We start from the raw sequence: 20973 nt of genomic DNA, 5'->3' as shown, positions 1-20973 counted from the left end.
GATTAACCATATAAAGCCACCGGTAAAACGGTGGCTTTTTAATTGGAGACGTTTATGTCTACTTTTTTTGCAGACGTGGCAAAAACGCTTGGCGCAGATTTGGGGCAGAATCTTCTTGATAAAACCGGGGACTTTATCAGTCAGATTTCCCCGTTGTTTCTCTCAGGCTTCTCCCTGTATGTGCTGTTGGTGATATGGGACTATTACGGACAAAGTTTTGATACCACGCTGGTTGATTTCATCAAAAAATGTTGCGGTTGGATGGTTATTATCAGTCTTGCCTTTGCCCCGGCAGCGTACATGAAACTGGCCGTACTTACATACGGTTTACCGGATGAAATTGCAGGTATTTTTGCCGGCGGTTATACCGTTGATGCTTCCGCATTGGATGCCAGTTGGAAACTGTTAATGGATTTGCTGTATAGCATTTCTAAATTACATGAACAATATCAATGGTATGACTTGGGGGTGCATTTCGGTTTAGCAGTGAAGATAAGTGCCATTATCCTTGTTTGTGGTGCATTGGTTGTCGGACTATCGTTTGCCTTTTATATGGTGGCAAAAATATCACTGGCATTGGTTTTGATGATCGGACCGCTTTTTCTCGCGTTCATGCTTTTTCCTGCCACCCGTCAATATGCAATCAATTGGATCGGACAATGTATGAACCATATCATCACCTGCACGATGTTTGTTTTGCTGGCTAAAGTCCAAATGACCGCATTTGATAAAGCAATCAATATGGCACTCAGTGGCGGGGTGGCTGATTATGCTGCTGCCGAATTGCTGCCGCCGTTGTTTTTATTGCAAACCATTATTTTCCTAGTGGTTGTTTTCAATATTCCAAGCATCGCTTCTGCTTTAACCGGTGGAGCCATATTGTCAGGTGCAACCCGACACTTGAACTCTTTGGCAGGCGGCATGGGTACTGTCGGCCGCTTGGCCGGTCGTGCCGGTGGAGCTATGTTGTCTGCTGCCTCTACACGGCGCAGCGGCGGCGGTATCTCCCCTATGCTCAACAAGCGGCCTTCTTAACCTTAATCATGTAGGAGTACAATATGACCGCCCGTCTGTCTTGGGTAGTGTATATCCAATATTTTGCTATCGGTGTCCTGCTGTATTTATTTGTCGTTTCATCGGCATTTTCGATTATATCGGGGCTACTCGGCTTGGCTTTGGGAAAAGTTGCCGCCCAGAGTGTATTTTACGGGTTGACGTTGCTGTATTTGTCCGGCTTCGGATGGGTGATGTTCCAACTGAGCCGCTGTCGCGCCTATGTTGATGAAACAGGAGTATGGTATTACAGCGGCCTGCTGCCCTGGGCAAAAGGCATACGCGGCATACGGTGGGAAAACTTCGATCAAGTACAGTATGGGCAAAGCGTCTTTGGATGGGCTGCCCATAGCTACACCGTTTACCTGTTGGACAGATACGGTAGAACTGTTACCATTAGAAATCTGTACAACGGACGCGATTGGAGTGCCGAAGTAAACAATTATGCTTTTGAGCATATAAGGTAAGCCCAAAAGGAGAATCCATCATGAAAATGCTGTTAGGAATAGGTGTGGTATGGGCACTGGTTTTGGTTGCCTACTTCAACCGGGATAGTAACATTGCTCCGGCAATTATGATGATTTTGATTTTTCCCGCTGCATTGTTTGCAGTGGCCTGTTCCGGTCGTCGCCGTGATTGGTACGACGACTGATTTTAGACGACAACAGCTAAAGCCCGACAAGATATCTTGTCGGGCTTTATGTTTACCGACAAGGAATACCGCTATGAAGAAAGTTATATTACTGGCAGTTTTGGCTGCCATTCTCTCGGCCTGTTCATCATCACCCAAACAGCCTTACGGACAGGCTTTTCCGATTAACGCTCAACAGAACGGGATGAAATAATGTTCAAACGCAAATCCAATAAACAACCTCAAACACCCGAGCAATTGCAAAAAGAGCAGAAAAAAAGCGTTCATAAAGAAGTGAACCAAATGATCAACATGGCTTTAGGTTTTGAAAAATCTCTCGTTGACGAAGCTCAGAAGAATGCACGCACTTGGAAACGGGTAGGTATCGGCAGCCTTGTCATTGTCGGTTTAGCAGTTGCTGCCGTTATGGGGCTGACACCATTAAAGGAAGCCGTGCCTTATGTTGCCCGCGTCAATGATACTACCGGAGCGGTGGATATCATGACCACGATAAAAAATAAAGAAATGAAATATGACGAAGTAACTAACCGTTATTGGCTTTCGCAATATGTCCGTTATCGTGAAGCATACGACTGGAACACGATTCAGGCCACTTATGATGCAACCAATCTGCTTAGTTCTCCCGCGATACAGACTGAGTTCAGAAACATCTACAACCATGCTGCCGCGCCGCATAAGATGTTGAAAAACCATTTTAAAACAACGGTAAAAGTAACCAATATCTCGTTTGTAGGTGATATGGCTCAAGTTCGTTTTGAAAAGAGAACCATACCGGTAGGGGCGGATGCGGATACCAAATCTGCACCTCCGCAAAAGATGATTGCCACAATGGCATTTGAATTCAAGTCAACACCGATGAGTGAAGCCGACCGCCTGATAAATCCGCTGGGCTTTCAGGTGTTGAGTTACAACGTCACTGAAGAGGTTGCACCATGATAAAACCTACCTTGTTGATAACCGGCCTGATGGCCGGTTTTTCGTTTCAGACGGCCACGGCCGCAGTCAATCCCAAACATTCCTCTTTCGATACAAGGATTCAGCATGTCAATCACAATCCCTACGATGTGGTTGTCGTTAGAGCAAAAGTTGGTTATGCCTCACTGCTTCAGCTGGAAGAAGGTGAAACGGTTGATGTGGCTAATCCTGTCAATGAAGGTTTGGTGACCGGCTACGGTAAGGCATGGGGTTTTTCTGTCCGTGGCAACAATATTTTTTTCAAGCCGACGAAGCCGCAACCGGCAACCAATCTGCTGATGGTTTCCAATAAAAACCGCCGCTATTCGCTCGATTTGAAAATGTCCAATCAAAACCACCCGCCAACCTATGTACTCGAATTCCGCTATCCGAAAGAAGCGCGCAAACGACAGCAGGCCGAGATGGCTAAATACGCCAACGCGGAAGCCGTACTTCGTATGGAGGAAGCACGCAATCCCGTTCGTAAAGGATACAACCTTGACTATTGGGGGCGGGGTAAAAAATCGTTGGCACCAACGGAAATTTACGACAACGGACGCTTTACCTACTTCCGTTTCGATAATGCAAAAGACCTGCCTGCGGTATTCCGTGTTAAAGCCGACGGTACGGAAGCTGCCGTCAACAGCCACGTTGAAGGTGATACTTTGGTTGTACATGAAACAGCCAAGCATTTTGTACTGCGTTTGGGTAAATCGGTTCTCGGCATCGAAAACCGCAGTTACAACCCCAAAGGTAAATTCAACATTACCGGTACGACCCAAAGTCGCACTGTACGCATGAAAAAGGAGAAGAAATGAGCCGTAATCATATTCCTTCCGAAGAAGACCGTCAGACCCTGCAAGAGCGCATCGGTGATAACACTATCGAACGCGGTATCCCTACAAACCTCAATACGAAAAAAAAGAACAGTATGCTGGGTGTTGTGCTGTTCCTTATAGGCTTGATGGTTGCAGGCTTGGCTGTTGGCGGCTTGATGATGTTTGCCGGCGGTTCTGACGAAGCACCGGTAAAAAAAGAGGAAGAAACTGTCAATAATAAAGCCGGTAGCAAAAGCTTTGCATCTGAACAGGAAGAAATCTTGGAAATGACGCAAAAGCCCGAAACTACCGCTTCCGAACCTGCGGAAGAAGAAAAAGTTGAAGCTGCTTCTTCTGTATCCGACAAGGTAACTATCAATGAACCCCCAATTCCGGCTCAGGTTCCGCCGCCGCCCGACGAACGTTTGGATTCGGACTTGTCTCCACAAGGGCTAGGCAATTCCGGCAGCAATGCAGCCGGCCAAATTGCGTCAATTGGGGAAAGAGGTAGCATGGATGGGAATCTTTCTACCGGTAGCATCTCTTCCCCTTCAGATAACGCCTTAACAGCCAAATTGCGCCCCGGAGCATATCAGACGGCTTTAGCAGAAAACCGTGGCGATTTAACGTATGTATTGGGTAGAGGCACAGGCATTCCTTGCGTTACCACAAGCAAAATCGTCACCACTCATCCCGGCTTAACCCGCTGCCAAGTAACCAAAGACGTATATTCTGCGAACGGCAAAACACTTTTGGTCGAGCGCGGTTCAACCGTCATCGGAGAGCAAACTTCCGCATTGACACAGGGTCAGGCACGGGTGTTTGTTTTGTGGAACACCCTTGAAACACCTGAAGGTATCCGTGTGGCGATAGACAGCCCCGGCGGTGATGCGCTTGGTGCGTCAGGCCATCCGGCTAAAGTCAAACACCATTTTTGGCGCAGAATCGGCGGTGCGGTCATGATCAGCATGATACAAAATGTTGTGGCTGTCGCAGGAAACCGCCGTAGCAGCAAGGGAACCGATGTGAGTTTTGAAAGCACAACAGAATCCGCTCAGGACTTGGCAACCGAGATATTGAAAAACAGCATTAATATTCCGCCGACAGGTTATGTCAATCAAGGCACGGAAATCATGATTTTTGCTGCCCGCGATGTCGATTTTTCAGGGGTATATGAAAATATTACCGTTCCCGATACCTACTGACCGTAAGCCGTTTCCTATATGGGAACGGCTTTTTTGAGGTATCCACAATAAGTATTTTGAGAGAAAGATATGGCTCACGACAATTCAGTATCATCCCGAAATTTATTGGAAAAGTTACGACTGACTGAATATCTCAATATGCCGGGAATAACGGAAGTATTTATCAACCGGCCGGGCGAAGTATTTTTGGAAGGTGCCGATGGCCGCCGCCGATTAGAAAGAGAGGATTTGACTTTCCATACATTGGAAAAGTTGGCGAACACTTTGTGTACTTATAACAAAAAATATATCTCCCACGAATCTCCCATTCATTCCGTTACCTTACCTGATGGCGAACGTGGTCACATCATGATGCCGCCTTCCTGCGAAGACGGAACAATGGTGTTCGCCTTCCGTAAACCATCGAACAACCGTTTCAGCTTGGATGACTATATCAATACAGGCCGTCTGAAAGACTTTAACGATGTATCATCTCACGGTGTACCTGAACGTCGTATGGCATCCGAAATTGAAATTGACAGCCGTTATGTCCGTGATGTTTGCGACAAGATGAAGTTGCCGCACGATGTAAAGTTGGCTGACTGGCAGTATAAGATGTTGGAACACAAAGCCAATGGGAATTTGGTCGAGTTTTTTAAAATAGCGATTGCCCGTAAGTTAAATATCTGCATGGTTGGCGGCACGGGTTCCGGTAAAACCACGTTTACTAAAGCCCTTGCCGACTTAATTCCCGAAAACGAGCGTTTGATTACCATTGAAGATACGCACGAATTAAGTCTTCCCAACCATCCTAACCATGCCCATCTTTTCTATAAAGAACACATTTCGGCCAAAATGATTGTGGCTGCCTGTATGCGGCTGAAACCTGACCGTATATTTTTGACAGAGCTTCGCGGCGATGAAGCATGGGATTACTTGGCCGCTCTCAATACCGGACACCCGGGCGGATTAACTTCCGTCCATGCCAACGATGCCCGCTCGGTTCATTATCGTATCGCGCAGTTGGCGATGGAATCCCCGGCAGGTCAAAATATGGATCATTCTTATATATTGAATACCGTGCGAGCCACTATTGATGTTATTTGCTACTTTGAAAAAACCCGCATGACCGAGTTGTATTTCGATCCGGTTGAAAAATTCTATGCCATGAGCGGCCGTCTGTGACGGCTGTTTTTTTGTAGGTTGAGAAGAAAGGTATTTCAGTGACATTGCCGGTTAATGGGAAAAAACTTTGGTATGTGTGCGGTACGGTTTACGGCTTTGGGGAAGATGGTTTGGCAGATTTAAACAAAGAAATTCGGGCCGTAAGTCGGATTTTCGAGTATGAAATGGGAGACAATTATGTAGATATTTTTTATTACATATTTGCCTTATTTTCAAAACAATTTAACCAAGAAACTGAGGAATTGGTTATTCAAGAATTGTCTATGCTTTCCCGCATACGAAACTCTTCAGATGTCCTGAATACGGAAGCCAGTGATAATCAAAATGACTGCGAAATTATTCATCAATATATACGTTGTTATTGAACATGGTTGTTGCTGCTTTTTTTGCGATTAAAAAAGAAAGGTTTACCAATGACTTCATCTGTTTCAGAAAAATTCAGTTACTTTGTCCGCGCATCTGTTTACAGATCAACAGGGGGGGATTATGCAGATATGAGTAATAAGATTCGTGTTATATCACTCATATTGGAATCTCCCCCCATTCAGGTTTGGGAGGATTTAAATAAATCTATCCTACCTGAGCTTAAAAAACAGTATCACGAGGAAAACGAAATAATCGATATCGAATCGATTGTCCCTGTTTGCTGGCCGCAAACATCCTATATGGTATTAGGCTCCCCGGGGAGCGGTAAAACCGGTGGAACGCATACTGTTCTTAACACTTTTGAAACAGATAAATAAGTCAAAAAAGGGGGGAGTATGCCGTATATCAACAAAATCGAAGTCATGGGCAACTTGGCCAAAGACCCGGAGTTACGTTACATGCCCGACGGTACGCCGACGACTAAAATCACTGTGGCCGTTGCCGAAAAATGGACAGACAAAAAAACGAAGGAGCTTAAAGAGCATGTTGAGTGGTGCCCTGTCTTGCTATACGGTCGGCACGCTGAGGTCGTCTGTCGGTACATGAAAAAAGGCGACTGCATACAAGTGTATGGCAAATTGCGGACGCGCCAATATAAGGATCAAAGCGGTAACGATCGAAGCGTAACTGAAGTAATTGCCAACGAAATGCAGATAATCCATACAGCCAACCGTCATACACCATCCGGTAATGATATTCCGCAGGATGGCAGTTTATACAACATGATGTAATCTGAGCTTGTTTTTCAGGCCGTCTGAAATTTCAGACGGCCTTTGCTTTGGAGTTCCAATATGAAGAAATATTTGGTAGCGGCTTTTGTATTCTGTCTGTTGATGGCCGTAGCCGTCTGTGGCGGTTTGTATGTCGGAGCTATGCTTTACACACAATGGTTAGGATTAAAAACCGAACCGTCGGTATCTCTGCTTATCAAATATTGGCAGCATATAGAACAGTTGCCTAAAGGCATGGTTTGGCGGCTGCACGTCTCCAGCGTTGTTGCTGCCTTATTGCCGGTTTTCGTTGTGGTATTGTTTCTGACAGCGTTGTTTTCCCGTCCGAAAAAAGAACTGCACGGCTCGGCGCGCTTTGCCAAGCCTAGTGAAATAATAAAGGCCGGTTTGTTGGAGAAAAAACCGTTACTGTTTTGGTTAAAGCCCAAGCCCGATAAGTATCCTGATTTAATCATGGGAAAGTTTAACGGTGAATATCTGCGTTGGCCGTCCGACAGCCCTGTATATTTGGCCGCACGTCCGCGTAGCGGTAAGGGTGTGGGCTTTGTTATCCCCAATTGTCTGCATTACAACGGAAGCATGGTGGTCAATGACGTTAAAAAAGAGAATTTCTTCATTACGGCTGGGTTCCGAGCGGCCCACGGACACAAAGTCTATTTTTTCAATCCTTCGGGCACCATGCCGTATCACGACCGCGATCAAAGTGCACCCCTTATCAGTCACCGTTGGAACCCGCTGACTTATGTGCGGCGAAACCCGATTAATACCTACAAGGATGCGCTGGCGGTAGCAGCTGTATTTTACCCGTTGCCAACGGAAGACCGCGGTAGCGCAAAGTTTTTCCAACAAGAGGCGCAAAAACTTTTCGTTGGCCTGTTGCTTTATATGATCGAGACCGAACAGGAGCGGGATTTAAGCCAGCTGGAAAACAAAACCACGATGGCCAACCTGTTCCGCCTCACCACCCCAACAGACGGCAAGACCCTGCAAGAGTGGATACGGGCAGAGTTTGAATTGCGGGCGGCACAACCGGATACAACTCAACTCAGCAACAACTGCAAAACCCTGTTATTGGGCTTTGCCAACGCAAATGCCAAAACCAGCGGTGATGTTTTGTCCACCATGACCGCGCCGCTGGCGATTTTTTTGGATCCGGCGGTTGAGGCGGCCACCGGCGGTGATGATTTTTACCTGGATGATGTCCGCCGTAAATTGATGACGATTTATTTGGGGGTATCGCCGGAAGAATTGAAAGTGTACGGTACACTTCTCAATCTATTTTTCAGCCAGCTTGTCGATGTGAATGTCCGGCAGGGGTTGCCGAAAGACAACAAAGATTTGAAATACCAATGTTTGCTGATGTTGGATGAATTTACGGCTCTTGGCCGCATTCGTGCGATTGAAGAAGGTATTGCATATTTGGCCGGTTACGGTATCCGTCCCGTTCCCGTTTTTCAGGCTCCTTCGCAAGTTGAGAACGTCTATGGCAAAGCTGCAAGTCAAACGTTCTTTTCCACATTCGCAGCCCGTATCGTTTTTGCCCCCCGGGAGCAACAAGATGCTGAAGAGTTAAGTAAGCTGATAGGCTATTACACCTATAAGGCGAAATCATCTTCCCGTTCGAGAGGCAAAAACAGCAGTAGCACCGGCAGCAACATCAGTGATCAAAAGCGGGCGGTAATGAATCCTGATGAGCTTAAAACGATGTCGAACACTAACTGCATCATCACAATGGAAGGCGTGAATGCCATTTTTGCAGACAGAATCGTTTATCACGAAGACCCCATTTTTAGCGAACGGGCTAACTGGCCTGTGCCGGATGTTCCCGTTTTAGAAGTTACCATTACCAAGAAACAACCGCCGAAAGTGATAACACCGGATTATGTTTCCCCTGAAGATATGGCGAGCTTCAAGTGGGAGGAAGCAGCCAACAACGAAGAGATTGCCCGTGCGCTGATTACGGCACTGATTCCGCCGGACAGCAAGCCGGAGTTTGTGGCCGAAGTGGTGCCGGTGATAATCCAAAATTGGGGCGCAGGCAGAATGTCCATCGTGTCGGAAATCCTGAAAAACACTTCGACAGACGACAAGCCGAAAGCGGCTTAATTTAGGCTTGAATTAAAGACGGTCCTTTGTGTCCGTCTATTTTTTTGGAGATTGAAGATGAAGAGAATTGTGTTGGTAACAGGGGGAACGGAACGGCAACGTAACCGCTATATTGCAAGTCAGCAGAATCAAACAAAGAACAGGGATATCAGAGCCGTTTTAGCACTCGGCAATGAAGAAATACTGCATGATTTGGAACACGCATGGGGTGTTGATTTATATATCGGCATGAATAATACCGAACACATTGCGCAAGAAGTTTTGGATAAGGTAACGGAACGTGTCCACCTTTCACATGAAAACGGACAGCTTACAGTTATTGAAACAGATAATTCAGGAAAAGAAATCAAATATAAATTTGATAACGATGCAGATATTTCATGTTGGCAGGCGATTACACATACCCAAATAGTCATTATAGGTAATAGTGATGATGGTCGGACAATTTTTCCCTCTGAACTGTTAAATGAAGATGGTTGCGATGCGGCCTTTGCTTTCGCCGTATTGCTCGCAACAAGAGAATTGCATGATCCTTTTGCGCATTTGGACACTGAAATTGGCAGCCGACTGGATAAGTTGTTTTCTTATAAACTCAATACCGTTTCTTATGATCCGAAGACACGCACCGGATTTGCATCAATACGCGACTATCCGCCTCCAGCCGTTGGAACGATTCGGGGACTTCCTGAAGATAGATAAAACCGCTCTCACTCGTCTGAAACTCTTCAGGCGGCCATTTCATTTTTGGAGAAAAGTTATGCGTAAATTAATTTTAATTACCGGTGCAGATGAATGTAAGAGAAACCGTGTTATCACACACAAACAAAATACGAGCCATCATGAAATACGCTGTCTCCTGCCCCAAGCCGACAAGTTGATGTTGCAGGATGTTGAAAGCAGTTGGCCGATTGATTTGTATATTAGTGTTGATGACAAGTCTTCTATCTCTCCAGATATCCTTGAAAAAGTTTCCGAAGAGATATTTTTGGAAGAAAAAGATGGACGTTTGTTTGAAGTGACAAACGGAACGGGCGGTATTACTAGAGATGAGATTAACGATAACGGTTTTCCAAGTTGGATACCTGTAATAAATACATGTGTAATTATCATTGGTAATACCGATTCGGGCAAATCTATTATTCCGCCTGAAGTGATCCACTTTGATGATTGTGATTCTGCTTTTACTTTTGGAATATTATTATCCGCAAGAGAATTACACAATCCTGCTGCACACTGCCCTGCTGAAATTGCTTGGAGAATAGACAAGCTTTTTCCGGGGCATATAGGCAATATTCTTTATGACCCTAAAACTCGTACAGGGGCTGCTTCCTATCGAGGCACACCTCCTGAAGTGGGGATGATACGGTTATTACCGGAGTAATATAAAATATGAGAGAGAATTTGGGATCGAGATGACGAAATTATTAGCAAATTGTCCTTGATAGCTAATGATAGATAAAACTGCACTTACTCGTCTAAATGCGTTTTCAGACGACCAATTTATTTATAAAGCCTTATACCTCCATCCATGAAAAAATCAAAATATCTCGACTATCACGCTTTTCTGTCTATATCTGTTTTGTTCTGTTCCTTTCTCTTTTCTCTGCATCCTCCTTCAGGGAGCAATATTCCGGCAGATTTTGGAGAAAAGCTAATGGCTTTTGGCTTTGCATTGGCTGTTGTTATCCGATTTGCACCTTTGCTGATGAAAGGAAAACTCAGAGAATGGTTTTGCTGGACAGATGTGTTTTACTCAGAAAATGTTAATCTGATCAAAATCAGGAATATAAGAGAGTATGTGAAAGAATTAAAAAAGACGGAAATACACTTCCGTCTTTTTTCTTATCTGTACCGCTATTTAGGACTTTTTGTCGTTTTATCCATATGCAGGGAATTAACAGAAAATACAACTCATTCCTACGCCATTTTGCCTACGGTTACAGCAGTCTTATTCTACATAGGCTCTATCGGATTAACACTGTGCCTGATTTTGATGGCAATACACTACAACCGCTCATAGGGTGGCTCAATTTTAGACCACAACTGTGGCTCAGTTTTGGAATGGAATTACTAGATACATATTTATATCAAGTATATTAATCATTTAAGGAGATGTAAGCAATGAGCAACAACGACGACATCCGAAATGCACTCACATATATCGATTCACACGATCGTGAAACTTGGATACAGGTTGGCGCAGCAATAAAAGACGAATTGGGCGAAGAAGGTTTTAACCTGTGGGACAGCTGGTCTCAAGGAGCGGATAACTATAATGCCCGTGATGCTAAAACAGCTTGGAAATCATTCAAACCCGGGCTGGTACACATTGGCTCTCTGTTTTATCACGCCCGTGCCAACGGCTACCGTTCCGACAAACCCTATACGCCTCCGTCGCCCGAAGAACAGGCGCGGATTCAGGCAGAGCGGGAAGCGGTGCGTTTGGCTGAAGAACAAGCCCGCGCCGAACGCCGCGAACAGGTCAAACAGCTAGCCCAACGTATTTGGGCGCAGGCATCGCCTGCCGAAGCCCGCCATCCTTACTTGGCGGCCAAAGGCATTACCGGTGCGGCCGCTATGGCCGGGCTGCGCCAAAACCTGTATCAGGGCGACAATAATCTGCTGGTACCGGTGTATTTCAACCGCGAGATTGTGAATGTGCAATCCATCAATCAGAACGGCAGCAAGCGGTTTTTGGCCGACGGCCAAGTACAAGGCGGTTTTGCGGTAGTGGGCGACGCCGCCAACACCCAAAACGGTATCGTAATCGCCGAAGGTTTTGCGACGGCCGCAAGTATTCACCAAGCCACGGGGAAAACCGTTATCGTGGCGTTCCATGCCGGAAATATGGTAACGGTATCGGAACGTTTATCCAAAAGTTTGCCTGAAAACGTACCTGTTACGCTTGCAGTAGATAACGATGCCAGTCAGACAGGTATGAAAAAGGCTTTACAGGCGGCGGCATACTTCGGCGGTCGGGCACAGGTTGTCGAACCGGAATTTACCATGACCCAAATCAGACAATACCAGCAGGAAAACGGCATGGACGAACAAGGCCGCCCCAAGCTGCCGAGCGATTTTAACGACTTGCACCATTTGGCCGGTATCGATGCCGTTCGCGAAAAAATGGAAGCGGCTTTCAGACGGCCTGAAGCGGCACTCGCTGTCGCGCCGGAAGTCGGGCAACCGCGCCCCGCCGCCGCACCCGCCATGACAGATGAAGAGTGGGCAGCCGTAGTTGCCGAAGAAGCCCGCTTGTCGGGCTATTCCGCGCCGCCGCCCGCCGAACCGCCACACCAAGCCGCCCAAACTGAGGCGGCTTCTGTTTTACAGGAGCAGGAGATGAACAGTAACGAACATGATGCAGTTGGGACGGAAGCCGCAGCGGAAAAGCCTTCTGAAAACGCCGCCCTGTCGGAAAACACCATCGAATACGCTACGCTGCGCCGGGGCAAAGAACCCGAACCCTATCAGGGCGTGGATCCCGATCATGTTTACGGCAGCGGCCGCACTACCACCCAAACTGCAACGGGTGAAAGCGAGCGAGTTTTTTATGAAGGTGACTTTCGTCATTACGAAATGTTCGATCCGCGCACCAATATCCAATATTTGCGAAATACCCCGCAGGAAATCCAAGCCGATTTGGATAAGGCCGGCGATATTTACGGATATGAGGGTTTGACCCATGATGGTGAATTGGTGCCGTTCAGCAAAACTGCTGACGGGTGGGAATCCCCATTACCGGGCAATGCGCCCGAGCAAACATCCGAACCCGACCAAGCAGAAAAAACCGACGGTGTACCGGAGCCGGAAGCAGCAACCGTCAAAAAGCCCGTGACTGATTTGAATTACCGTATCCCGCCGGAAAGCATTGAGAGCCGTTACGTTGTTGCCGGTGGCAAGTATTTGTCGGCAGCCAACCACACTACCGTGATGTTTACGGACGCGGGCAAAAAAATCAGTACCGCCAAGACTGATATGCAAACCATCAACGATATGCTGGAAGTGGCCAAAGAGAAAGGCTGGGACAGCATTAAAATCAGCGGCAGCCAAGAGTTTAAGGCCATGATGTATGTAGCGGCTGAAAGCCGGGGTATCCGCACCACCGGATACCGCCCCAAACCCGAAGACCTAGCCTTATTGGAGCGGATGCGGCAGGAGCGCTCGTTGAATGCCATCGAACCGCAGCCCGAACGTGCACCCGCTGTTGAACCGAAAGTGGAAAAAGTCACACCCGCGCCTTACCCCGGCGATAAGCGGAAAAAGCCGTCTGAAACCCAAGCGGGTGCAGCGGCCAAAACCGCAGCGGCCGCAGAAGTGGGAGAGCGGATTGTGGACGTCGGCACGGCTCATTACCGCCACAACCCCAATGAGCAACTCAGTCCGTATATAGTGTTGGAGCGCGAGGGCAAGGAACGCACCGTTTGGGGCGTGGATATTCCCGATGCAATGGCACGCAGCGGAGCCGAAGTCGGCGACCGCATCCACTTGCACAAGTTGGGTAAACAACCGGTTGAGATTGAAGTAGCTGTCCGTGATGAAAACGGGAACATTACCGGCACCGAGAAAAAAGAAGTCGAGCGCAATCTTTTCAGAATGGAAATCGTGCAAGACAACCGGCAGCAGCAGGAAAAAGAAGCACCTACTAAAGGCGAACCGGAGAAGGTGTCCGCCAAGCCCGACGTGGAGATGCTGTCGAAGGCAGATAAGATGATGACACAGAACGAGTTGCCGTCTGACGCTACGATCAATTCTTCCGATGCCGCCGACACGCAGCTCGGTGTGCCGTTGCAAGCCGTCGGACAATCCGAAATCCGCTCCGAAGTGGTCGTACAGGCCAACCGTATGAAAACGGCTGCTTTGGAAACGAACTATCTGTCGGCCAAAGCGGTTTACGCGGATAAGGCAGCCAAGTTGTCTAAAGCGAACAAGCAGCACCTGCAATGGCACGAGCGAAATGTTCTAGACACCATCCGCGGTCTGAAAGGTGATGCCCGCACGTTGGCATTGACCAACTATTATGAGCATACGGCCAAACAGATGAGCGGTTCCAAGCTGAAACTGCCCAAGCCGATTAAGCAGCCCGCCCATCAGCAAACGCCGACCAACCTAACAACCGAACGAAACCAACGGCATGAACGTTCGCAAGGCAAAGAAATGGAAATCGAGCGTTAACGAAAGGAGAATGTATGTCGGAAAATGATCTGTTGCTTGAATTGCAGCAAAAGGAGCCGCTGGAGAATTTCTTCACGCCGGAAGAAGCTGAAGTGTTTTTTAGTTTAAGCCCTGAGCAGCAGCAACGCTATTTGGATGCTTGCGCTTCTGCTGAAAGTGTACAGGCTTATTTGGATAATCCCGACGAGCCGCAGTCAGCAAAACAACTACTTTCAGACGGCCAGCGGTAAAACCGGTTGAAACATACCCCGTACTTAAACAGTGCGGGGTATTTTGTTTGGAGGAAGAAATGAGCAAAGAGCAACAGAATACGCAAAATGCACAAGAGCAATACGCCGAAGCCATTGCCGCAGAACTTATCGCGCATTTGAAAAGCGGAACGGCTCCGTGGCAAAAGCCGTGGGAGCCTACCATGAGCGGTTTGCCGTATAACCATCTCACCGGCAACACCTATTCGGGCAGTAATACGCTGAAATTGATGATGCAGCCGTATGATGACCCGCGCTGGCTGACTTACAAACAGGCGCAGTCGGTCGGCGCACAAGTCCGCAAAGGTGAAAAAGGCGTACCGCTGATACGGTTGATTACCCATGTCGAGCGAACGGTTAAGGACGAAAACGGCAAGCCGGTCTTGGACGACCAGGGCGAGCCGCAGAAGGAGTTTGTCAAACTCGACTTTCCCTATATCAAAACGTTCAGCGTTTTCAATGCGGAGCAAATAGACGGTCTGCCCGAATGGAAGCCCACACACTCCCCGCAGCATGAATGGGAAAACCATCAACGTGCTGAAGCTCTTCTTGCCGCCTCGGGCGCGGAAATCAGACACCGTTACGGGGATGCCGCCTATTACTGGCCGTCTGAAGATCACATCGTGCTGCCGCACAAAGAGCAGTTTCCGAATGCCGGTCTGTATTACGCCACCGCTTTGCACGAACTCGGGCATTGGACGGGGCATGAAGGCCGATTAAACCGCGATCTTTCCGGCGGTTACGGCACTTTGTCTTATGCGCGGGAAGAGTTGCGCGCCGAAATCACATCCATGATGTTGACGCGGCAGCTTGGATTGCCGCATGACCCGGGTCGCCACGCCGCCTACGTCGGCACATGGATACAGATTTTGACCGACGAACCCACGGAGATCCTCAAAGCTGCCCGTGATGCAGACAAAATTCAGGGCTATGTGATGGGACTTGAAAAAGAGATCAGTCAGGAACCGAAGAAGGCTCCGGCCGCACCGCCGGAGCCGGTCGAAAAAACTACCAACCACATTGCAGGGCCGTCTGAAACCGTTCAGACGGCCTTTTCCAATGGCGTGTCGGAGCAAAATCCGCAAGGCAGCTTGAATGTACTCAAGCACCAGTACCTGATGCAGACAGCCACATTGTCACCGGGAGATAAACAGCACCGCACCGTCTTGGAACATGCGTTGGAAAAAACCATATCCAGCCTGCCTGCCGATGTGCAGTTACAGGCACGGATTAATTTTTACCGTTCGCAAACGCAGGCAGCGGCAAACAAATATGAGGCCACGGCGGAGCGTCAAGCCGAAACCGGTATCGAGCGGTGACGGTATCGCTTTCATAGACTGCACAATGGGGTTGAACCACACAAAGGCCGTCTGAAAAACCATGTTTTCAGACGGCCATTCTTATTGGAGATGCCATGCCTGAAGCGAAATATGGAGATAACCCCGGTTTTTATGCTACCGAAAAGCGTTTGGGCGGCCGCGCGGCCTATGATGCGGCCAAAGCCGCCGGTAAAACCGGACTAAACTACCGGCAATGGGTACAGGTGCGTACACCTGAGTTTAAAGCGTGGTTCGGAGATTGGGAAAACGGCCGTGCTCCCGAAAGACTGCTTGATGCGAACGGTGAACCTAAAATCTTTTACCCCGAACCGGTTGCCGACACTTACGACGTTACCCTCGAGATTTCCCATACCGAAAAGCAGCGGCGGAAAATCCGGGAAACGGTTACGGAATACGTTAAATACGGTACCGACGGCAACGTCACGGCAATATCCGCACAGCCCCGAGACGGCTACATCCCCGAACGGCACGCCCGCACCCGCACCGTTTACGAAGACGTAACCAAAACAGAGACGGTAAATGAAACCTTACGTTTCACACAGGTTGATGACAGTGCTTTTCATATCCACGTTCAAGGCAGTAACCGCTTTGTCGGCGGCCTTCTGTTAATGCCGGAAAAAAAAGGTGAGCAAGGCTTTTCCAGCAACCGTCCGTTGGCCAAACAAGACGGTAGCAGTTATTTCACGCCGTATCGCGTTGAAATAGAAGAAGCCTACAGGGGCAAGGGCGTTGGTACCGCGCTATACCGTTTTGCAGAGCAATGTTTGGGCGAAGAAATCTATCCTGCACGTTCGCAAACGGATGCCGCCAAAGGTCTTTGGGATAAACGCAACCGCCAAGGCGGTTTCGGTGGTTATTTTATGAATGCAGACGGACAGATTAAGTCAGCCGTCAATAACAGCGGCTTGTTCGACCGCAACAATCCCGACACCGGCGATTCATTGCCACAAGAAATCATGGAAAAAGCCCTTCACCTTTACCGGGCAAGGATGGCAACCGACCCGCCCGGATTAGAGAAACACCGTCTTCAAACCCTGGAGCAGGCTATGGAAAAAACCATATCCGGGCTGCCTGCCGACGTGCAGTTACAGGCAAGGATTAATTTTTACCGGTCGCATGTGCAGGATACCGCCAAGAAATATGAGACCACGGCGGAGCTGCAACCTGAAACCGGTATTGAGCGGTGATTCATAAACAATACGCCTGAAAGCCTGCCCTTCTAAAGGGCAGGCTTTTTAAGATAAAGGTTTATCTATGCCGAAAAAATTTGATGTGTACGGTTTGTCCGATGCGGAAATTAACGCATTGCGTGAAGTCGCTTTTAAGCGTTTCGGAAAAGCCAGTGTGTCTTTGTTGGCCAAAAAACTGTTACAGGCAGAGTTGGAAGCAGCCGCCGAACCCGATCCGGTACAACTGCCGCCGCCCAAATGTAAAAAGCGCATCACCCTGCGCCTACCGGATAAAGACCGTGCTTATCTTGAGGCGGCAGCGGAGACACGTCGCGGCTCCATTAACGATGTCGTCAGAGATATTATCCAATCCCATATCTCGCATCATCCGATTTTGTCGGCATTTGAAGCCGATGTGCTGTCGCAGTCCAACTACCAGTTGGTCATGATAGGCAGAAACCTCAACCAAATCGCCCGCCGCCTGAATGCGGGCGAAAACGTATCTTTGAGTAGCCAACAGATTACCGAACTTAAAAAGTTTATTGATGCCCACGTCGGCAAGGTAAACCATGTGCTGCAAACCAACCGCCGCCGCAAGCGCGAGTAAGCCGTTAAGGAGCGTAGATCGATGCACCGTAGAATAGACGATTGGTTTTTGGGCTATAAAACCCGTGCCGTCAAAGCCAAAAAAGACGGCGGGCTGTATTTCGGCAGTAGCCGCCGCAGCAACGCCAAGCCGTTGAAGCCCGGCAGCGGTTTGGCCAACTTGCGCGCCGCCGCACTTAAACATCCCGAAGTGATGGTTAAAATCCCCAAGCGGCTCAGTAACAACTCCAAAGGTATGAAAGGTGTCCGCAACCATTTGGATTATGTTTCGAGAAACGGCGAAGTGCCGCTGGAAACGCAATCCGGCGAAAAGCTGATCGGCAAACGCGCGGTCATGGATTTTGCAGACGACTGGCGCAAACTCGGTATCCCCGAGGAAAGCAAGCACAAAGAAGCCTTGAACATCGTTTTATCCATGCCCGAAGGCACACCGCCGGACGCGGTGTTGAATGCCGCCCGCAACTTCGCTGCCGAACAATTTGCCGGGCATCAATATGTGTTCGGCCTGCACCACGACAGCCACGATCCCGACGAACCGAAACACCCCCACGTCCACTTGTACGTGTTGATGCGCGACGAGTTCGGGCAGCGGCTCAATCCGCGCAAAGCCGATCTGTTTGAATGGCGTGTCCGGTTTGCAGAAAAGTTGCGCGAAGAAGGCGTGATGTGCGCGGCCACAAAACGCATACACCGGGGCAAAGCCCAAAAACCGGAAAACAGCCTGTTGCGGGCCATGCGCCAACGTGGTGCGTTGTCCAATGTTGCAAAGCAGCAGGCCGTTGAATTGATAGAAGCCTTGAAAAACAATGACCGCCCCAAGCATCCTTTTTTACGGGAAACCATGCAGACGCGCGGTATTGTCCTGGAGCAATACGGCCTAATAGCCAAAGAGCTTTATAAGATGGGCAATAAAACCGAAGCCCGCATCATCAGCCAACTGGCAAAAGAAGTGGCCGGGCAATCGTTTGATACCAAAGCGCAAAACCAGTACGACACCGTTAAGGGCATCAAGCCTGCACACGATAAGCAGCAACAGCAATTCAGCCAACACGATCAAGACAGACAAGATAACGACATATCACGGTAATTTGCACAGTAGCGTTTTTTTAGAGAGATGTTTCCTGTCGGGAAGCATCTTTTTTTTCAGACGGCGTAGTCCGTTAATTCTATATAAGGAGCTTTTATGAAGACTAATCTTTCCGGCGTGGAACTGATCGCAGAAGAACGCTGCCATCAAATCGATGATCTTGGTTTCACCACGCAAAAAGACATGGCCTATCGTAACGGTGAGCTGGTAGATGCGGCATTGGCTTATGCGAAAGCCGCCTCGACACAATCCGACAAATGCCCGCGTGGATGGCCGTGGAGTGAAAATACATGGAAACCGCAAAGCCCGATTGAAAATCTCGTCCGCGCCGGTGCGCTGATTGCAGCGGAAATTGACCGTTTGCAAAATGAAATGGAAAACAGCGGCAAGAATTAAAGCGGCAAATGGTGTTCCATATATAAACAAAGGCAGGCTTGGGAGTTGTCCCTGCCTGCCTTTCGAGTATGAAAGGTGTAGTCATGATATCTTCCGCCCACTCTGACAATGACCGTCTGATTACCGGCGACTGCCGTCTTGTGCTGCCCCGGCTGGCCCAAAAAGGCGTGAAAGTCCAAACCTGTATTACCTCACCCCCGTATTACGGTTTGCGTGATTACGGTTGTGACGGACAAATCGGCTTGGAGCCGACCGTGAATGAGTACGTCGTCAACTTGGTGAAAGTGTTCCGTATGGTGTATGAAGTATTGGCCGATGACGGAACCTTATGGCTCAACCTCGGCGACAGTTATGCAGGCAGCGGCAAAGGCCGTAATGCCGACGGCAGCCCGTTTAGCGGATATCAAGATTCATTTCAGACGAGCACCCAACTGACAGGCCGTCTGAAAAGCACGCCGCTGTCAGACGGCCTCAAAGCCAAAGACCTGATCGGCATTCCGTGGCGCGTCGCCCTCGCTTTGCAGGCCGACGGCTGGTATCTGCGCCAAGACATCATTTGGCACAAAACCAACCCGATGCCCGAATCTGTCACCGACCGCTGCGTCCGCTCACACGAATATCTCTTTTTGCTTTCCAAAAACAGCCGTTACTACTTCGATCACGAAGCCATCCGGGAGCCATCGGACAGTTACGACCGCCCCGGTGCAAACCGACAAAATGATTTCTGCCGGACGAAAGGCAAATATACGGCAATGCCGAATCCCGGCCAACGTGCAACCCAACACCGCAGTAACCGTGAGCACACACCTGCCCGGCCGCTGCGTAACAAGCGCAGCGTATGGCCGGTATCCACCGTAGCCACCCGCCACGACCATTTGGCGGCTTTCCCGCCGAAACTGATCGAGCCGTGTATTTTGGCAGGTTCCCGCTCGGGTGATGTGGTGCTTGATCCGTTTTCGGGCAGCGGCACGGTGGCGGAAACGGCCAACCGGCTGGGGCGCAGATGGATAGGGATTGAATTGAATCCTGCCTTTGTCAATCTGCACGAACAACGGACGGCACAGCAGGCAATCGGTTTTTAATATTGGGAGAATTTTATGGCCAACAGCAATATCGAATGGACGGAACGTACATGGAATCCCATAACCGGCTGTACCAAATTATCGCCCGGATGCAAAAACTGTTACGCCGAATCAATGGCGAAGCGTTTGCAGTCCATGAACACGCCCGGCTATGAAAACGGTTTTACCCTTACCCTGATGGAAGGCCGTCTGAGAGAACCCGCCGGCAGAAAAAAGCCGGCGGTTTATTTTGTGAACTCCATGTCCGACACGTTTCACGAAAACGTACCGTTTGCCTACATCGACCGTATCTTTGAAACCGTCCGGCAGACACCGCAGCACACTTATCAGGTACTGACCAAACGGGCGGAAAGAATGGCGGAATACTTCGCTACGCGAACCGTTCCCGAAAACGTATGGCTCGGCGTATCGGTGGAAGACCGGCGTTACGGTCTGCCCCGGATTGAATTGCTGAGAAACATTCCGGCAACCGTCCGCTTTATTTCCTGCGAACCGCTGCTGGAAGATTTGGGGTCTCTAAACCTTACAAACATCGAGTGGGTTATCGTCGGCGGGGAATCAGGCTCAAAAGCAAGGCAGATGCAGTCTGCATGGGTAGATAACATCCGGCGGCAATGCGAGACTGCCGGAGCCGCGTTTTTCTTCAAACAATGGGGCAGCTGGGGAGCAGACGGCATGAAGCGCAGTAAGCGTGCCAACGGTTGTTTGCTCAACGGAAGTGTCCGGCAGGAATTTCCCATGCCTTTGAACAGGAAGTAAAA

Annotated in this window: 24 protein-coding genes; all 24 read left to right on the top strand. The window is 48.9% G+C overall.

Annotated features, from left to right (window positions below; genetic code table 11):
* Positions 1-54: 54 nt before the first annotated feature.
* The 24 genes from LVJ88_RS12040 (at position 55) to LVJ88_RS11925 (ending at position 20971) form a co-directional block, all read left to right on the top strand.
* Entirely contained in the window at positions 55-1035 is a 981-nt protein-coding gene (locus LVJ88_RS12040) for a TrbL/VirB6 family protein (protein WP_085358504.1), read from the top strand.
* A gap of 23 nt (positions 1036-1058) precedes the next feature.
* Positions 1059-1520, top strand: coding sequence for a cytochrome C oxidase subunit III (locus LVJ88_RS12035; RefSeq protein ID WP_085419028.1), 462 nt, complete (start codon positions 1059-1061; stop codon positions 1518-1520).
* Between the two features lie 20 nt (positions 1521-1540).
* Positions 1541-1705, top strand: a complete 165-nt coding sequence (locus tag LVJ88_RS12030) for a pesticidal protein Cry5Aa (protein ID WP_085390655.1) — start codon at positions 1541-1543, stop codon at positions 1703-1705.
* A gap of 73 nt (positions 1706-1778) precedes the next feature.
* Entirely contained in the window at positions 1779-1898 is a 120-nt protein-coding gene (locus tag LVJ88_RS12025; RefSeq protein WP_158087730.1) for a lipoprotein, read from the top strand.
* Positions 1898-2641, top strand: coding sequence for a VirB8 family type IV secretion system protein (locus LVJ88_RS12020; protein ID WP_180384088.1), 744 nt, complete (start codon positions 1898-1900; stop codon positions 2639-2641). Before LVJ88_RS12025 ends, LVJ88_RS12020 begins: the two co-directional genes overlap by 1 nt.
* On the top strand, positions 2638-3477 hold the full coding sequence (locus tag LVJ88_RS12015; protein WP_085358498.1) for a TrbG/VirB9 family P-type conjugative transfer protein: 840 nt from the start codon (positions 2638-2640) through the stop codon (positions 3475-3477). Before LVJ88_RS12020 ends, LVJ88_RS12015 begins: the two co-directional genes overlap by 4 nt.
* Positions 3474-4682: a type IV secretion system protein VirB10 gene (virB10, locus tag LVJ88_RS12010; protein WP_244694165.1), complete on the top strand. Its 1209-nt coding sequence runs from the start codon at positions 3474-3476 to the stop codon at positions 4680-4682. Before LVJ88_RS12015 ends, virB10 begins: the two co-directional genes overlap by 4 nt.
* A gap of 69 nt (positions 4683-4751) precedes the next feature.
* Positions 4752-5846, top strand: coding sequence for an ATPase, T2SS/T4P/T4SS family (locus LVJ88_RS12005; protein WP_244694164.1), 1095 nt, complete (start codon positions 4752-4754; stop codon positions 5844-5846).
* Between the two features lie 38 nt (positions 5847-5884).
* A complete protein-coding gene (locus LVJ88_RS12000; protein ID WP_085419018.1) occupies positions 5885-6211 on the top strand; it encodes a hypothetical protein in 327 nt (108 codons plus the stop codon).
* 48 nt (positions 6212-6259) lie between these two features.
* A complete protein-coding gene (locus LVJ88_RS11995; protein WP_085419029.1) occupies positions 6260-6589 on the top strand; it encodes a hypothetical protein in 330 nt (109 codons plus the stop codon).
* Positions 6590-6607: 18 nt separating this feature from the next.
* A complete protein-coding gene (locus LVJ88_RS11990; protein ID WP_085358488.1) occupies positions 6608-7003 on the top strand; it encodes a single-stranded DNA-binding protein in 396 nt (131 codons plus the stop codon).
* A gap of 60 nt (positions 7004-7063) precedes the next feature.
* A complete protein-coding gene (locus LVJ88_RS11985; RefSeq protein ID WP_085419030.1) occupies positions 7064-9109 on the top strand; it encodes a type IV secretory system conjugative DNA transfer family protein in 2046 nt (681 codons plus the stop codon).
* A 57-nt stretch (positions 9110-9166) separates the two neighbouring features.
* Positions 9167-9808: a hypothetical protein gene (locus LVJ88_RS11980; RefSeq protein WP_085419022.1), complete on the top strand. Its 642-nt coding sequence runs from the start codon at positions 9167-9169 to the stop codon at positions 9806-9808.
* A gap of 58 nt (positions 9809-9866) precedes the next feature.
* A complete protein-coding gene (locus LVJ88_RS11975; protein ID WP_085358482.1) occupies positions 9867-10490 on the top strand; it encodes a hypothetical protein in 624 nt (207 codons plus the stop codon).
* Between the two features lie 147 nt (positions 10491-10637).
* Positions 10638-11129, top strand: a complete 492-nt coding sequence (locus LVJ88_RS11970; protein WP_085419057.1) for a hypothetical protein — start codon at positions 10638-10640, stop codon at positions 11127-11129.
* 101 nt (positions 11130-11230) lie between these two features.
* Positions 11231-14284 carry an LPD7 domain-containing protein gene (locus LVJ88_RS11965; protein ID WP_244694163.1) on the top strand — a complete coding sequence of 1018 codons (3054 nt, stop codon included), beginning with the start codon at positions 11231-11233 and terminating at the stop codon, positions 14282-14284.
* A 14-nt stretch (positions 14285-14298) separates the two neighbouring features.
* The gene (locus tag LVJ88_RS11960) at positions 14299-14514 is read left to right on the top strand and encodes a hypothetical protein (RefSeq protein WP_085418940.1); all 216 of its coding nucleotides are present in this window, start codon (positions 14299-14301) and stop codon (positions 14512-14514) included.
* A gap of 59 nt (positions 14515-14573) precedes the next feature.
* Positions 14574-15851 carry an ArdC family protein gene (locus LVJ88_RS11955; protein ID WP_085418941.1) on the top strand — a complete coding sequence of 426 codons (1278 nt, stop codon included), beginning with the start codon at positions 14574-14576 and terminating at the stop codon, positions 15849-15851.
* A 95-nt stretch (positions 15852-15946) separates the two neighbouring features.
* Positions 15947-17059: a hypothetical protein gene (locus LVJ88_RS11950; RefSeq protein WP_085418942.1), complete on the top strand. Its 1113-nt coding sequence runs from the start codon at positions 15947-15949 to the stop codon at positions 17057-17059.
* Between the two features lie 67 nt (positions 17060-17126).
* Positions 17127-17648: a plasmid mobilization relaxosome protein MobC gene (gene mobC / locus LVJ88_RS11945; RefSeq protein WP_085418943.1), complete on the top strand. Its 522-nt coding sequence runs from the start codon at positions 17127-17129 to the stop codon at positions 17646-17648.
* A gap of 21 nt (positions 17649-17669) precedes the next feature.
* Complete coding sequence (locus tag LVJ88_RS11940; RefSeq protein ID WP_085418944.1) at positions 17670-18734, top strand: relaxase/mobilization nuclease domain-containing protein; 1065 nt, start codon at positions 17670-17672, stop codon at positions 18732-18734.
* Positions 18735-18830: 96 nt separating this feature from the next.
* Positions 18831-19130: a hypothetical protein gene (locus tag LVJ88_RS11935; protein WP_085418945.1), complete on the top strand. Its 300-nt coding sequence runs from the start codon at positions 18831-18833 to the stop codon at positions 19128-19130.
* An 83-nt stretch (positions 19131-19213) separates the two neighbouring features.
* Positions 19214-20212, top strand: coding sequence for a DNA-methyltransferase (locus tag LVJ88_RS11930; protein ID WP_085418956.1), 999 nt, complete (start codon positions 19214-19216; stop codon positions 20210-20212).
* A 15-nt stretch (positions 20213-20227) separates the two neighbouring features.
* Positions 20228-20971 carry a phage Gp37/Gp68 family protein gene (locus LVJ88_RS11925; protein ID WP_085418946.1) on the top strand — a complete coding sequence of 248 codons (744 nt, stop codon included), beginning with the start codon at positions 20228-20230 and terminating at the stop codon, positions 20969-20971.
* Positions 20972-20973: the final 2 nt, after the last annotated feature.

This window comes from Neisseria dumasiana, from assembly GCF_022870885.1.
GTDB lineage: Bacteria > Pseudomonadota > Gammaproteobacteria > Burkholderiales > Neisseriaceae > Neisseria > Neisseria dumasiana.
Note: the sequence above shows the minus strand (reverse complement) of the source record. Positions and strands in the feature narration are given on the sequence as shown.

Excerpts from the sequence above, each read along its gene's own strand:
- LVJ88_RS12040 (WP_085358504.1), top strand. The coding sequence starts at position 55 with ATGTCTACTTTTTTTGCAGACGTGGCAAAAACGCTTGGCGCAGATTTG.
- LVJ88_RS12035 (WP_085419028.1), top strand. The coding sequence starts at position 1,059 with ATGACCGCCCGTCTGTCTTGGGTAGTGTATATCCAATATTTTGCTATC.
- LVJ88_RS12030 (WP_085390655.1), top strand. The coding sequence starts at position 1,541 with ATGAAAATGCTGTTAGGAATAGGTGTGGTATGGGCACTGGTTTTGGTT.
- LVJ88_RS12025 (WP_158087730.1), top strand. The coding sequence starts at position 1,779 with ATGAAGAAAGTTATATTACTGGCAGTTTTGGCTGCCATTCTCTCGGCC.
- LVJ88_RS12020 (WP_180384088.1), top strand. The coding sequence starts at position 1,898 with ATGTTCAAACGCAAATCCAATAAACAACCTCAAACACCCGAGCAATTG.
- LVJ88_RS12015 (WP_085358498.1), top strand. The coding sequence starts at position 2,638 with ATGATAAAACCTACCTTGTTGATAACCGGCCTGATGGCCGGTTTTTCG.
- virB10 (WP_244694165.1), top strand. The coding sequence starts at position 3,474 with ATGAGCCGTAATCATATTCCTTCCGAAGAAGACCGTCAGACCCTGCAA.
- LVJ88_RS12005 (WP_244694164.1), top strand. The coding sequence starts at position 4,752 with ATGGCTCACGACAATTCAGTATCATCCCGAAATTTATTGGAAAAGTTA.
- LVJ88_RS11995 (WP_085419029.1), top strand. The coding sequence starts at position 6,260 with ATGACTTCATCTGTTTCAGAAAAATTCAGTTACTTTGTCCGCGCATCT.
- LVJ88_RS11990 (WP_085358488.1), top strand. The coding sequence starts at position 6,608 with ATGCCGTATATCAACAAAATCGAAGTCATGGGCAACTTGGCCAAAGAC.
- LVJ88_RS11985 (WP_085419030.1), top strand. The coding sequence starts at position 7,064 with ATGAAGAAATATTTGGTAGCGGCTTTTGTATTCTGTCTGTTGATGGCC.
- LVJ88_RS11980 (WP_085419022.1), top strand. The coding sequence starts at position 9,167 with ATGAAGAGAATTGTGTTGGTAACAGGGGGAACGGAACGGCAACGTAAC.
- LVJ88_RS11975 (WP_085358482.1), top strand. The coding sequence starts at position 9,867 with ATGCGTAAATTAATTTTAATTACCGGTGCAGATGAATGTAAGAGAAAC.
- LVJ88_RS11970 (WP_085419057.1), top strand. The coding sequence starts at position 10,638 with ATGAAAAAATCAAAATATCTCGACTATCACGCTTTTCTGTCTATATCT.
- LVJ88_RS11965 (WP_244694163.1), top strand. The coding sequence starts at position 11,231 with ATGAGCAACAACGACGACATCCGAAATGCACTCACATATATCGATTCA.
- LVJ88_RS11960 (WP_085418940.1), top strand. The coding sequence starts at position 14,299 with ATGTCGGAAAATGATCTGTTGCTTGAATTGCAGCAAAAGGAGCCGCTG.
- LVJ88_RS11955 (WP_085418941.1), top strand. The coding sequence starts at position 14,574 with ATGAGCAAAGAGCAACAGAATACGCAAAATGCACAAGAGCAATACGCC.
- LVJ88_RS11950 (WP_085418942.1), top strand. The coding sequence starts at position 15,947 with ATGCCTGAAGCGAAATATGGAGATAACCCCGGTTTTTATGCTACCGAA.
- mobC (WP_085418943.1), top strand. The coding sequence starts at position 17,127 with ATGCCGAAAAAATTTGATGTGTACGGTTTGTCCGATGCGGAAATTAAC.
- LVJ88_RS11940 (WP_085418944.1), top strand. The coding sequence starts at position 17,670 with ATGCACCGTAGAATAGACGATTGGTTTTTGGGCTATAAAACCCGTGCC.
- LVJ88_RS11935 (WP_085418945.1), top strand. The coding sequence starts at position 18,831 with ATGAAGACTAATCTTTCCGGCGTGGAACTGATCGCAGAAGAACGCTGC.
- LVJ88_RS11930 (WP_085418956.1), top strand. The coding sequence starts at position 19,214 with ATGATATCTTCCGCCCACTCTGACAATGACCGTCTGATTACCGGCGAC.
- LVJ88_RS11925 (WP_085418946.1), top strand. The coding sequence starts at position 20,228 with ATGGCCAACAGCAATATCGAATGGACGGAACGTACATGGAATCCCATA.